The 12,876-nt window shown below is 72.3% G+C and carries 9 protein-coding genes; 7 read left to right on the top strand and 2 right to left on the bottom strand.

The features are described from left to right. Window positions 1–9 precede the first annotated feature (9 nt). The 5 genes from AB0M39_RS02505 (at window position 10) to AB0M39_RS02485 (ending at window position 7,301) form a co-directional block, all read left to right on the top strand. A complete protein-coding gene (locus AB0M39_RS02505) occupies window positions 10–771 on the top strand; it encodes a glucose 1-dehydrogenase (protein WP_365359261.1) in 762 nt (253 codons plus the stop codon). A 154-nt stretch (window positions 772–925) separates the two neighbouring features. After that, window positions 926–2,050 carry an LLM class flavin-dependent oxidoreductase gene (locus tag AB0M39_RS02500; RefSeq protein WP_365359259.1) on the top strand — a complete coding sequence of 375 codons (1,125 nt, stop codon included), beginning with the start codon at window positions 926–928 and terminating at the stop codon, window positions 2,048–2,050. A 247-nt stretch (window positions 2,051–2,297) separates the two neighbouring features. Further along, window positions 2,298–4,037 (top strand): D-aminoacylase, encoded by a 1,740-nt coding sequence (locus AB0M39_RS02495; RefSeq protein ID WP_365359256.1) that lies wholly within the window; start codon window positions 2,298–2,300, stop codon window positions 4,035–4,037. Then, window positions 4,034–5,485: an aldehyde dehydrogenase family protein gene (locus AB0M39_RS02490; protein WP_365359254.1), complete on the top strand. Its 1,452-nt coding sequence runs from the start codon at window positions 4,034–4,036 to the stop codon at window positions 5,483–5,485. Before AB0M39_RS02495 ends, AB0M39_RS02490 begins: the two co-directional genes overlap by 4 nt. Window positions 5,486–5,735: 250 nt before the next feature. Beyond that, window positions 5,736–7,301 (top strand): APC family permease, encoded by a 1,566-nt coding sequence (locus AB0M39_RS02485; RefSeq protein ID WP_365359252.1) that lies wholly within the window; start codon window positions 5,736–5,738, stop codon window positions 7,299–7,301. 82 nt (window positions 7,302–7,383) lie between these two features. On the opposite strand, the gene AB0M39_RS02480 is transcribed toward AB0M39_RS02485, so the two are convergent. After that, complete coding sequence (locus tag AB0M39_RS02480; RefSeq protein ID WP_365359250.1) at window positions 7,384–8,952, bottom strand: CehA/McbA family metallohydrolase; 1,569 nt, start codon at window positions 8,950–8,952, stop codon at window positions 7,384–7,386. Window positions 8,953–9,181: 229 nt separating this feature from the next. Between AB0M39_RS02480 and AB0M39_RS02475 the strand changes: the two genes are divergently transcribed. Next, window positions 9,182–10,009, top strand: coding sequence for an LLM class F420-dependent oxidoreductase (locus AB0M39_RS02475; protein WP_365359248.1), 828 nt, complete (start codon window positions 9,182–9,184; stop codon window positions 10,007–10,009). 670 nt (window positions 10,010–10,679) lie between these two features. Here the strand turns inward: AB0M39_RS02475 and AB0M39_RS02470 are convergent. Further along, window positions 10,680–12,041, bottom strand: a complete 1,362-nt coding sequence (locus AB0M39_RS02470) for a hypothetical protein (RefSeq protein ID WP_365359246.1) — start codon at window positions 12,039–12,041, stop codon at window positions 10,680–10,682. Between the two features lie 186 nt (window positions 12,042–12,227). Between AB0M39_RS02470 and AB0M39_RS02465 the strand changes: the two genes are divergently transcribed. Continuing rightward, the gene (locus AB0M39_RS02465; protein WP_365359244.1) at window positions 12,228–12,719 is read left to right on the top strand and encodes a MaoC family dehydratase; all 492 of its coding nucleotides are present in this window, start codon (window positions 12,228–12,230) and stop codon (window positions 12,717–12,719) included. Window positions 12,720–12,876: the final 157 nt, after the last annotated feature.

The raw sequence follows: 12,876 nt of genomic DNA, 5'->3' as shown, positions 1-12,876 counted from the left end.
GAGAGCAGCATGGGAAAGCTCGACGGCCGGGTCGTCCTGATCACGGGTGCGGCGCGCGGGCAGGGCGAGCAGGAGGCGCGGCTCTTCGCGGCGGAGGGCGCGCGGGTGGTGCTCGCCGACGTGCTGGACGACCAGGGCGAGGCCCTCGCCAAGGAGCTCGGCGAGTCGAACGCCGTGTACGTGCATCTCGACGTGAGCCAGGAGGCGGAGTGGACCGCCGCCGTCGCCGCCGCGAAGGACGCCTTCGGGAAGATCGACGGGCTCGTCAACAACGCGGGCATCCTGCGCTTCAACGAGCTGGTCTCCACCCCGCTCGAGGAGTTCCAGCTGATCACGCAGGTCAACCAGGTCGGGGCGTTCCTCGGGATACGCGCCGTCGCGCCCGAGATCGAGGCGGCGGGCGGCGGCACCATCGTCAACACGGCCTCGTACACGGCCCTGACGGGCATGGCGGGCGTGGGCGCGTACGCGGCGACCAAGCACGCGATCCTCGGTCTGACCAGGGTCGCGGCCGTGGAGCTGGCCGCGCGGGGGATCCGGGTCAACGCGGTCTGCCCCGGCGCGGTGGACACCGCGATGAGCAACCCGGACGGCGTGGACCCCCAGGCGGTCGCCGGGCTCTACCAGAAGCTCGTGCCGCTCGGGCGGATCGGGCGGCCGGAGGAGGTCGCGCGGCTCGCGCTCTTCCTGAGCTGCGACGACTCCTCGTACATCACCGGCCAGCCGTTCGTCATCGACGGGGGCTGGCTGGCCGGCGTCAGCCTGTTCTGACGCATCGTCAGTTATTGGTATTGACGCCTCGCGCACGCGGTGGAACAGTCGACGGCATCGAGAGATCTGACGGTTCGTCAGGTAGCTGGGAATCCTGACGGACGGCACTGCGGCCTTCTGGGGGCGAACCCCCAGACCCCCGAAGGAGAAGAACGTGGAATTCGGGCTCTTTGTACAGGGATACGTCGGAAAGCGCGCCGAGACCGACCCGCTCGCCGAGCACAAGGCGCTGATGGAGGAGACCGAGTACGTCATCCAGGCGGACAAGTCCGGGTTCAAGTACGCCTGGGCCTCCGAGCACCACTTCCTGGAGGAGTACTCGCACCTGTCCGCCAACGACGTGTTCCTCGGCTACCTCGCGCACGCCACGGACCGGATCCACCTGGGGTCGGGCATCTTCAACCCGCTGGCGCCCGTCAACCACCCCGTGAAGGTCGCCGAGAAGGTCGCGATGCTCGACCACCTCTCCGAGGGCCGCTTCGAGTTCGGGTCGGGGCGCGGGGCCGGCTCGCACGAGATCCTGGGGTTCATACCGGGCGTCACCGATATGAACTACACCAAGGAGCTCTGGGAGGAGACGATCGCCGAGTTCCCCAAGATGTGGCTCCAGGACGAGTACGTCGGCTTCCAGGGCAAGCACTGGTCGCTGCCGCCCCGCAAGGTCCTGCCCAAGCCGTACGGAAAGTCCCATCCGGCCATGTGGTACGCGGCCGGGTCGCCGCCGTCGTACGCCATGGCGGCCAAGAAGGGGCTGGGGGTGCTGGGCTTCAGCGTGCAGAAGGTCTCCGACATGGAGTGGGTGCTGGAGCAGTACAAGACGGCGATCCTCGAGGCGGAGCCCGTCGGCGACTTCGTCAACGACAACGTGATGGTCACCTCGACGGCGATCTGCGCGCCCACCCACCAGGAGGCGGTACGGATCGCGGCGGGCGGCGGGCTGAACTATCTGCAGTCGCTGGTCTTCCGCTACCACGACACCTTCCCGCGGCCCGAGGGCTTCCCGGTCTGGCCGGAGACGCTGCCGGAGTTCAACGAGGAGATCGTCGAACTGCTCATCGCCGAGGAGCTGCTGATCTGCGGCGACCCGGACGAGGTGCTGACGCAGTGTAAGAGGTGGGAGCAGGCGGGGGCGGACCAGCTGTCGTTCGGGATGCCGATCGGGATCTCGCGTGAGGACACGCTGCAGTCGATCCGGCTGATCGGGGAGCACGTGATCCCGAAGATCGACACGGACCCGGTCCACCGGACGAGCCGCTTCCGCGCAGCGTCGGGGTCCTGACAGTCCAGCCCGCGGGGTCCTGAGGTCCAGCTCATCGGGTCCTGACGGCCCAGCCCGTCGGGGATCCGCCCCTGCCCGGTCTCCCTGCCCGGTCTCCCTCGCCGGCGGGGCGGGACTCGCACCCCATGGACGGCGACGTCTCCCGGACCGTCGCCCCTCGCTCCGGCCGGAGCGCTCTCGGCAGCGGCCTGCCGCGCGCGCCCGGCCGGAGCCATGAACTCACCGCGTACGGAAGGGGCTTCACGCCATGCTCGACCACCTCATTCGCTCCGCGACCGTCGTGGACGGGACCGGCGCGCCCGCCTACGTCGCCGACGTCGGCGTCAGGGACGGCCGCATCGCCGTCATCGCCGCGCCCGGGGCCGTCGCCGAGGAGGCCAGGACCAGCGAGGACGCGTCCGGGCTCGTGCTCGCCCCCGGGTTCGTCGACCCGCACACGCACTACGACGCCCAGCTGTTCTGGGATCCGTACGCCACCCCCTCCCTGAACCACGGCGTGACCACCGTCGCCGGCGGCAACTGCGGCTTCACCCTCGCGCCGCTCAACCCCGACCGCCCCGAGGACGCCGACTACACGCGCCGGATGATGAGCAAGGTCGAGGGCATGTCCCTGGTCGCCCTGGAGGAGGGCGCGCCGTGGAGCTGGCACACCTTCGGGGAGTACCTGGACGCCCTCGAAGGCAGGATCGCCGTCAACGCGGGCTTCATGGTGGGGCACTGCGCGCTGCGCCGTTATGTCATGGGCCCCGACGCCGTCGGCGGCCAGCCCACGCCCGAGCAGCTGGACGCGATGCTCCAGCTCTTCCACGACGCGATGGACGCCGGCGCGTGGGGCCTGTCCACCACGCAGTCCTCGACCCACTCCGACGGAGACGGCGAGCCCGTCGCGTCCCGGCACGCGCGGCCCGAGGAGCTCCTCGCCCTCAGCCGGGCCGTCGCCGAGCACGAGGGGACCCAGCTGGAGGCGATCGTCGCCGGCTGCCTCGACCAGTTCTCGGACGACGAGATCGACCTCTTCGTCGAGATGAGCGCGGCCGCCGGACGGCCGCTGAACTGGAACGTGCTGACCATCGACGCCGCCGTCCCCGAGCGCGTGCCGCGCCAGCTGGAGCCCAGCGAGCGCGCCCGCAAGGCGGGCGGCCGGATCGTCGCGCTCACCATGCCGATCCTCACGCCCATGAACATGTCCCTCGGCACGTTCTGCGCCCTCAACCTCATCCCCGGCTGGGGCGAGATACTCGGGCTGCCCGTCCCGCAGCGGATCGACAGGCTCCGCGACGCGGACGTCCGCGCCGAGATGCTCCGCCGCGCCGGCTCCAAGGAGGCCGGGGTCTTCCGCCGGCTGGCCGACTTCGGCCGGTACGTCATCGGCGACACCTACTCCGAGGCGAACAAGGGCCTGAGCGGGCGCGTGGTGAGGGACATCGCCGCCGAGCGCGGCCAGGACGCCTTCCACTGCCTCGTGGAGATCTGCGCCGCCGACGAGCTGCGCACGGTCCTATGGCCCATGCCCACCGACAACGACCCCGCCTCCTGGGAGCTGCGCCAGCAGACCTGGCAGCACGAGGACGTCCTGCTCGGCGGCTCCGACGCGGGCGCGCACCTGGACCGCATGTGCGGGGCGCCGTACACGACCCGCTTCCTCGGCGACTGTCTGCGCGGCCGCAGGCTCGTCGGCCTGGAGGAGGCCGTGAAGATGCTGACCGACGACCCGGCCCGGCTCTTCGGCCTGCGCGAGCGCGGCCGCGTCCAGGAGGGCTGGCACGCGGACCTGGTGCTGTTCGACCCGGAGCGGATCGAGGCGGGCCCGGCGACCCTGGTGCACGATCTGCCCGGCGGCAGCCCGCGCCTGGACGCGAAGGCCGTCGGCATCGTCTCGGTGCGGGTCAACGGCGTCGAGACGATCCGGGACGACCAGGTCACCGGCGCCGTGCCGGGCACGGTCCTGCGCTCCGGACGCGACACCAGGACGGTGTCGACGAAGTGAGCCAGCAGCTGTTCATCGGCGGGGAGTGGGTCGAGCCGGCCCATGGGCACTACGAGGTCGTCGACCCGGCGACGGAGGAGACGGTCGGCCTCGCCCCCGAGGCGAGCCGCGACCAGGTCCACCAGGCGGCCGCGGCCGCCCGGGACGCCTTCGCCGCCTGGTCGCGCACCCGGCCCGAGGAGCGCGCCCGCATCCTCGACGCCGCGGCCGACGTGATCGAGCGGGAGGCGGAGCCGTACGCCGAGCTCGCCCGCGCCGAGACCGGCGCGACGACCGCCACCGCGCGCGGAATGCAGGTCGCGGTGGGCGCGGCCCGCTTCCGGCGCTACGCCAGGGGCGCGCTGGAGCCGGTCGAGCAGCCGCTGCCCCCGCAGATCAACGCGGCGGGCCCGATGGGCGGGGCGGGCGTCTTCGGGGCGGTGGCGGTACGCCGCCCGGTGGGCGTGGTCACCTGCGTCACCTCGTACAACAACCCCTGGGCGAACGCGGCAGGCAAGGTCGCCCCCGCGCTCGCCATGGGCAACACGGTCGTCGTGAAGCCCGCCCCGCAGGACCCGCTCTCCGTCTACCGGATGGCCGAGGCGCTGGCGGAGGCGGGCGTCCCGCCCGGTGTGGTGAACGTGGTGACGGGCGCCGCGCCCGCCGTCGGCGAGGCCGCCGTCGACTCCCCGGACGTCGACATGGTCAGCTTCACCGGCTCGACCGCGGTCGGCCGGCGCATCGCGGAGGTCTGCGGCCGCGGGATGAAGCGGCAGCTGATGGAGCTGGGCGGCAAGGGCGCGGCGCTGGTCTTCGACGACGCGGACCTCAAGTCCGCGGTGATGGGCGTCGGCACCACGTTCTCCTTCTACAGCGGGCAGATCTGCACGGCGCCCACGCGGGTGATCGCGCAGCGCGGCGTCCACGACCGGCTGGTGGAGATGCTGCGGCAGTACGCGGGCCGGCTGAAGGTCGGCGATCCGGCGGACCGGGGCACGGTGGTCGGCCCGGTGATCTCGGCGGCCCACCGGGACCGGGTCGAGTCGTACATAGAGCTGGGGCGGAAGGAGGGCGCGCGCGTGGTCGCGGGCGGCGAGCGTCCCGCCATGGACCGCGGCTTCTACGTCGCGCCGACGCTCTTCGCCGACTGCACCAACGACATGCGGGTCGTCCGGGAGGAGATCTTCGGCCCGGTCGTCGTGGTCGTCCCCTTCGACACGGAGGAGGAGGGCGTCGCGCTGGCCAACGACAGCGACTACGGGCTGCTGGACTACGTCTGGTCGGGCGATGTGGCGCGGGCGTTCCGGGTGGCGGGGCGGCTGCGGGCGGGCGGCGTCGGCATCAACACGATCGGCAGGAACATGGAGGCGCCGTTCGGGGGGTTCAAGCAGAGCGGGGTGGGGCGCGATGTGGGGTCGTACGCCCTGCACGCGTACAGCGAGACGCAGGCGGTGGTGTGGCCGGGCTGAAGGGCGGCCGAGACAGACGGGCGGGGGGTCCGGAAAAGGCCGCGGGAAATTTTGAAATGCCCCAAAACGGACAGCCCTACGGTTTTCGCATTCCGGAAGCACTGCCCTCACGCCTGTCGATTCCCTGACGACTGCCCCTTTTGATCTTTCATTCATGTGCCGTTCATTAATCCGGGCATGAAATTCAAGGATCAAGGGGGTCGACTCCGGCGCTCCGTATGTGGAAACCGCAGCCTTTACCGTCCTCCACATGACTCAGCTGGACACGCGGCCCCAGGCCGGAGACACGGTACGGGGCGTCGCCGCCACCGACGGCGGCGTACGCGGCAAGGGACTCGGCGGGAACTCCGTCGGACTGATGGGCAGCGCCGTCATCGGCATCTCGACCGTCGCCCCGGTCTACTGTCTGACCTCGACGCTCGGCTCCACCGCCGGCGAGGTCGGACTGCAGATGCCGGCGGTGTTCCTGGCGGGCTTCCTGCCGATGCTGCTGGTCGCCTTCGCCTACCGCGAGCTCAACCGCGTGATGCCGGACTGCGGCACCTCCTTCACCTGGACGGTGAAGGCGTTCGGCCCGCGCATCGGCTGGATGTGCGGCTGGGGCCTGGTGATCGCGACGATCATCGTGCTCTCGAACCTGGCCGGCGTGGCCACCTCCTACTTCTGGCTCCTGGCCGGCGAGATCACCGGCAACGAGTCCATAGCGGCGCTGGACGACGACAAGGCCGTCCATATCGTCACCTGTCTCGCCCTGGTCGCCGTGGCGACGGCGATCAGCTACCGCGGCATGACCGCGACGAAGGGCGTGCAGTACGCGCTGGTGGGCCTCCAACTCCTCGTGCTGGCCGTGTTCGTGGCGATGGCCTTCCAGAAGGCGGGCAGCGGCGCGTTCGACACCGGCGTCGACTTCTCCTGGTCCTGGATGAACCCCTTCGCGGTCGAGTCCTTCTCCGCCTTCACCGCGGGCCTCTCCCTGGCGATCTTCATCTACTGGGGCTGGGACGCCTGTCTGACCGCGAACGAGGAGACCACCGGCAGCGCGAAGACCCCCGGCCGCGCCGCCCTGATCGCGATGGTCGTCCTGGTCGGCTCCTACCTGGCCACCGGCATCGCCGCCCAGATGGCCGTCGGCGCCGGCGACGAGGGCCTCGGCCTCGCCAACCCGGAGACCTCCGACAACGTCTTCGCCGCCCTCGCGGGCCCGGTGATGGGCCCCACGCTCGGCATCCTGCTCTTCGTCGCCGTCCTCGCCTCGGCGGCGGCCAGCCTCCAGACGACGTTCATCCCGGTGGCCCGCACGGTCCTGGCGATGTCGACGTACGAGGCGCTCCCGCCGTCGTACGCGAAGGTCCACCCGCGCTTCAAGACCCCCGGCCGCGCCACCGTCATGGCGGGCATCGCGACAGGCGTCTTCTACACGGTGATGACCCTGGTCAGCGAGCACGTCCTGGTCGACACGATCTACGCGCTCGGCCTCATGATCTGCTTCTACTACTCGATCACGGCCTTCGCCTGCGCCTGGTACTTCCGCCGCGAGCTCTTCCGCTCCGGCCGGGACTTCCTCTTCAAGGGCTTCTGCCCGGTCCTCGGCGGCGTCCTGCTGACGGCCGTCTTCGGCAAGACGCTGTACGACATGTGGGACCCGGCGTACGGCAGCGGCTCGGCGGTCTTCGGCGTCGGCTCGGTCTTCGTGATCGGCGTGGGCCTGCTGGCGCTCGGCCTGGTGCTCATGCTGATCACCGAGCGGCGCAGCCCGGCGTTCTTCAAGGGCGAGGTGCTCACCAAGGAGACGCCCGCGCTGGTCGTCGCCGACTGACCCCGCGACCCTCCGCACGCAGCTCCAGAAGGCCGGGCCGGCCCCCTTCCGCGGGGGCCGGCCCGGTCGCTCGTGCTCGGCGTCAGGCGCCCAGGAACACCGGGTTGGTGAAGGCCACGAGCGGGCCCGGCAGCCCCGGGACGACCGGCGCGCGGCGGACCTCCGCCCGTACGTAGGCCGCGTACTGGGCCGTCGTGCGCCACTCCACCGTCCCCGTCCCCGACGCGGGCAGCGTCGCCGAGTGCAGGACGCCCTGGTCCGTGACGATGCGGGCCGTGCAGTCCGGCGCGCCCGTCACCTCCAGACGGACCGTCACCGGGTCGTCGGCGTCGACGCGCAGCCGCTCGCCGATGCCCGCGTGCCGGCCGCGTCCGCCCGCCGCCGAGAAGGCCAGCGCGACGGCCCGGGACTCGGCGACGTACGAGCGTCCCGCCCGGATCCCCGCCAGGATCGCCTCGCGCGTCAGGTCGTCGGCGAGGACGACCGTCTGCGGAGTGCCGATCGGGTCGGGGTCGCGGTGGGCGTCGCTGCTGCCCATGGCCGGGATCCAGCGCCTGCCGGAGTGGGCGGCCGCCACGAGCGCGCTGTCCCAGGCGAGGAGGGACATCTCGTCGTCGGGGGTGTACGCGCCGTTCCACACCTCCACCGCGTCCGCCTCGCCGAAGCCGAACTTCCAGCTGCAGCCGATGCAGGTCGCGTGCGGGTGGGCGGGGACGACCAGGCCGCCGGCCCGTCTGATCTCGCGGGCGTAGCGGCCGAAGCGGTTGTCCCTGGCCCGGTAGCGCCAGTCGACGAACGTGCCCGGGTCGGTGCCCAGCGCGACGACGTGCCCGTTGCGGGTGGTGACCTCCTCGCCGGTGAGGATCAGCAGGTCGTCGCCCGCCTGGTCCGCCCAGTGCGCGTGCGCGGAGTGGGTGTTGTGCTCGGAGGAGTTGATGAAGTCGAGCCCCGCGGCCCGGGCGAGCCGGGCGATCTCGGCGGGGGTGCGCCTGCCGTCCGAGTGCCAGGAGTGGATATGGCAGTCGCCCCGGTACCAGGCGCGGCCGCGCCCCTTGGCCCGCTCGGGCGGGTAGACCGGCTTCGGCGCCGTGCCGGGCGCGCCGTGCCGGATCGTGACGGTGACCGTGTACGGCAGGCCCTGCGGGGCGACGGTGTACGGGCCGAGGGCGATATGCCAGACGCCCGCGCGGATCGGCCCCGGGATGTAGCCCGGCGTCGCCTCGTCGGCCCGGATGAAGAACTCCGTGCGCGCCCCGCCCGACCACCCTCGGAAGCCCTCTCCGCCGAGCTCGGTCCCGCGCTCGTCGAAGACGCCGATGTCCAGGGCGTTGCCGACCGTGCCGGGCGGCATGGCGGGCCGTTCGTAGGCGTACGAGACATGGATCTCGCGTACCCCGCGCGGGATCTCGACGGGCAGATAGACGAAGTCGGGCGCGCCGGGCGGCAGCGTGCCGCGGACGACCCGGGTCTGCTCGCCGCTGCCGCTGCCGCTGCCGCCGCTGTTGCCGTTGCCGTTGCCGTGTGGTGTCGCGTTCGCGAAGCTCACGCTGCCCAACGTAAGCGCGGCGGCAGCTCCGGTCACGAGCAGTCCGCGCCGTCGTACCTCGTGTTCCGCGCGGTGGGCGTGCGGTGCGTGTTCGTCGTTGCACATGCCGTCGGCTCCCCAGGGTGGTGAGAGGACAGAGGTGACGCACTCAAACCCTGGTATTGAGCCGTGAACTGCCGTGCAAGGGAAGGGAGTCGACGGATGGCACGGGGATGGCACGGGGATGGCCGGGCGGTCCTCGCCGCCCCCGTCCGGCGCACGGCCCCCTCGGCATTCGACGCCGTACGGCATACCTTGGCCCCGCCACCAGAGACGACGTACGAGGAGGAGCCCGATGCGGATCTCGACCACGATCTTCCTGACGGACGAGACGATCACACCGGTGCGGCTGGCGCGGGAGCTGGAGGAGCGCGGCTTCGCCGGGCTCTATCTGCCCGAGCACACCCACATCCCGGTGGAGCGCAGCACGCCGTACCCGGCGGGCGGCGAGCTGCCGGCGGAGTACGGCCGCACCCTCGACCCGTTCGTCGCCCTCGGCCAGGCCGCGGCGGTGACGACCCGGCTGGGTCTCGGCACGGGCATCACGCTGGTCGCCCAGCACGACCCGATCGACCTGGCCAAGCAGATCGCGACCCTCGACCATCTGTCGGGCGGCCGGTTCACGCTCGGCGTCGGCTTCGGCTGGAACCGGGAGGAGGCGGCGGACCACGGCGTGGAGTGGTCCACGCGCCGCGAGCTGGCCCAGGACCGGATGGCGCTGATGCGGGCGCTGTGGGCGGCGGAGCCCACCGCGTACAAGGGGGAGTTCGGCTCGGTCCGCGCCTCGCACGCCTTCCCCAAGCCCGCGGGCGGCGCGCCGCGCACGCTGGTCGGGGGAGCGGCGGGACCGAAGCTGTTCTCACAGATCGCGCGGTACGCGGACGGCTGGCTCCCGATCGGCGGCCGGGGCCTGTCGGAGGCGGTCCCCGCGCTGCGCGAGGTCTGGGAGAAGGCGGGCCGGGACCCGGGCGCGCTCCAAGTGGTCCCGTACGCGGTCCTGCCGACGCCCGGGAAGCTGGCGCACTACGCCGAGCTGGGCGTCGAGGAGGTCGTGCTGCAACTGCCGCCGGAGGGCGAGTCGGAGGTGCTGCGGGTGCTGGACGAGTTCGGACAGTATCTGTAGCTCGTGGTCGAGCCGGGCGCCTGCACGGTGGGCGCCCCGCTGCGCGGCCCGTCGGAGGCGAGGGCGCTGCTGGTGGCGTACAGCGCGGCGGCCGGAAGAGCGGCGACGGTCGCGACGGCGGCGGCGATCAGTCGGGAGGTCTTCATACGCGCTGAGCCTGCCGACTGCGGTGGGCGGGGCTGGGCAGACACGCGCGGGCGGGCGGGGGCGTTACCCCAGAAGAGCGGGTATTCGCCTGCGCAGGGAGGGGGCGTGGCGATGGTGACGAGGGTGGCCGCCACGGTCGGTCCGGGTGGCGGGCGTCCGCGCCCGGTCCGGGGGTCCGGGCGGCGGCTCGGCTTCCGTTCTCGTGTGTAGGCGCGGGGTCGCCGAGGCTGCCCCGCGCGGATCGCCCGCCCGGGACCCGCCCCGCCCGGACCGCCCGCCCAGCCCGAGGGTCTGGGCGGCTGTTCGACTTCACGGTCTCGCGCGTACGCGTGGGGTCGCCGAGCCTGCCCCGCCCCGATCAGCCCGACGACGCCGGCGGTCGCGACGGCTCGGACCCGCCCGCCGCCGCGGGGCGGCCGGGCCCCAGCCGCGGGCGGCGCGTCGGCGATCACCCGGCAGAGCAGCCGCCCCGCCCGGGACCCGCCCGCCCGGGACACGCCCGCCCCGCCCGGGACCCTCCCCGCTAGACCGCGACCACGCAGTCGTCGGAGCTGTGGGCGCCCAGGACGCTGACGATCCCCGCGGCGCCGTCGCCGAAGAACCGCGAGAACACGCCCGCCGGACGGCCGCCGAACAGCAGCGGGCCGAACACCGGGGCCACGTCCACGTCGTGCGTCTCGTCCGCGTCGTCGGCGACCATCGCCAGCCTGCACGTGCGCGGCGCCACGAAGTCCTGCACCACGCTCGTGCCCGTCTCGGCCGCCGCGGTCACCGCCGCCTCCCACTCCGCCTGGCCCGCCTCCCGGCCGATGACGACCTGCTTGCCGCTCATCCCGATGCTCGCCTTGAGCACCAGCAGCTCCCGGTGGTCCACGGCGAACCGGACCAGGTCGACCTTCTCGCCGCCCCGGCTCGTCCACCGGTGGGACAGGACCCGCGTCCACGGCAGATACCGGTCGACCAGCGCCTTCTCCGCCGCGCTCATCCACGGCCGCCCCTCCGACAGCAGGCCCATGGTCAGCTTGCTGGTCAGGAACGTGGAGGTCTGGGTGCCCACCAGCAGACACCCGTTGTCCAGCGCCGTCTGCACGGGCGCGGTGTCGATGCCGAGCTCGATCCAGTCCGGGATGGTGAAGTCCCGCAGCCCCACCGCGTAGCGCAGCCGCGGCGGGCAGTCCCACGCCTCGTGCAGTTCCTCGGGCTCGAAGAACCGCGCGGTCAGCCCGTGGCTGTTGAAGTAGTCGGTCTGCACGTCGAAGTACCGGGTGAGGTCCCCCTGGTCGCGGGCGCTGCCCAGCAGGGCCACCCGGGGCGGCGCCGCCAGCTCCGCGCACAGGGCGCGGAACATCTCCGTGCGGACGGCGAACGGGTCCTCGTAGCCGAACGGCGTCCGCCCCTGGTCGTCGGCGTACAGCTTGCGCCACACCTCGAGGCGGCAGTGCGTCTCCACCGGCCCGCCGAGGGCGCCGCTGACGTTGAACTCCAGGAACTGCGGACCGTTCGGGCCGATCACGATGTCCGGCCGGGTCACGCAGTCCGCGTACCGCTCCTCGACGAACTGGTCGTCCACGAAAAGCTGATGCTCGCTCTCGGGCATGCGGTACGCCGCGAGCCTGCCCTGCGTGGTCGGCGCGGTCTCCAGGGCGGTGCGGCGCACCAGGTCGAGCAGCGCGGCGGTCGCGCGGAACAGCTCGGCGTAGGAGGCGCGCGGCAGCGCGATCGGCGCGGCGGGCAGCAGCGACTGGTAGGGCCAGCCGGTGTCCCGGATCTCGGTGCGCAGCATCTCCCGGATCGTGCGCGCGGGCGCGGCGGGCGCCAGCCGACGGCTGCCGAACCACGGGTGGCCCGTGGCCCCTTGGACGCCGATGTCCTCGAGCGCGCTCATCCGACTCCCCCAAGGCTGCGTTGCTCCGCCATCGCGTGATCAGCATATAAACCGGCGTACCGGCCGCCAAGGTCGTCCAGGCCCGCCCCTACCCTGGGCCGACGAGGCGCCGGCCGCCTCGTCGGCGTCGCCGCCCAGGGGGGACCGCGCCGCTCAACTCAACGACCTCGCAGGGGAGTACGCCGCATGACGCTGCGCCGCGTCCAGGACAACGAGTACGTCGAAGAGCACGGCGGGGACTACGAGGACTTCGAGCCGGGCATGGTGATCCGCCACTGGCCGGGCCGGACGCTCACGGAGACCGACAACACCTGGCTGACCCTGCTGACGATGAACCAGCACCCGCTGCACTTCGACCGGCACTACGGGGAGGGCGCGGAGTACGGGAGGGTGCTGGTCAACAGCGGTATCACCCTCTGCCTGGTCGGCGGCATGACCGTACAGGCGCTGTCCGCACGCGCGGTGGCCAACCTCGGCTGGGACAAGGTCCGCCTGAAGGACCCGGTGTTCGTCGGCGACACGCTCTACGCGACGAGCCGGATCCTCGACAAACGGCTGTCCAAGTCCCGTCCCGGCCAAGGGATCATCACGGTGGAGACGACCGGCACGAAGGGGACGGGGGAGACGGTGATCGTCTTCGAGCGGTCTTTCATGGTCCGCTGCCGTGAGTCGACCTGACGAGGGGGGTGGGGTCGGCGGTGGGCGAGTCGAGCCGGTTGCCCTGTCGGGCAAGCTGCCTCCCGCCGGGTCACCGCGACCGGGGTCCCCGCCTGGCCACCCCGCCTGGCTCGCCCCGCCCCCGTCCGGCCGTCGGCGGGGCGAGCCAGGTCGACCC

The sequence above is a fragment of the Streptomyces sp. NPDC051907 genome (assembly GCF_040681075.1).
In the GTDB taxonomy this organism is placed as follows: domain Bacteria; phylum Actinomycetota; class Actinomycetes; order Streptomycetales; family Streptomycetaceae; genus Streptomyces.
The sequence above is the reverse complement of the archived record's forward strand: the minus strand, read 5'-3'. Positions and strand labels throughout refer to the sequence as shown.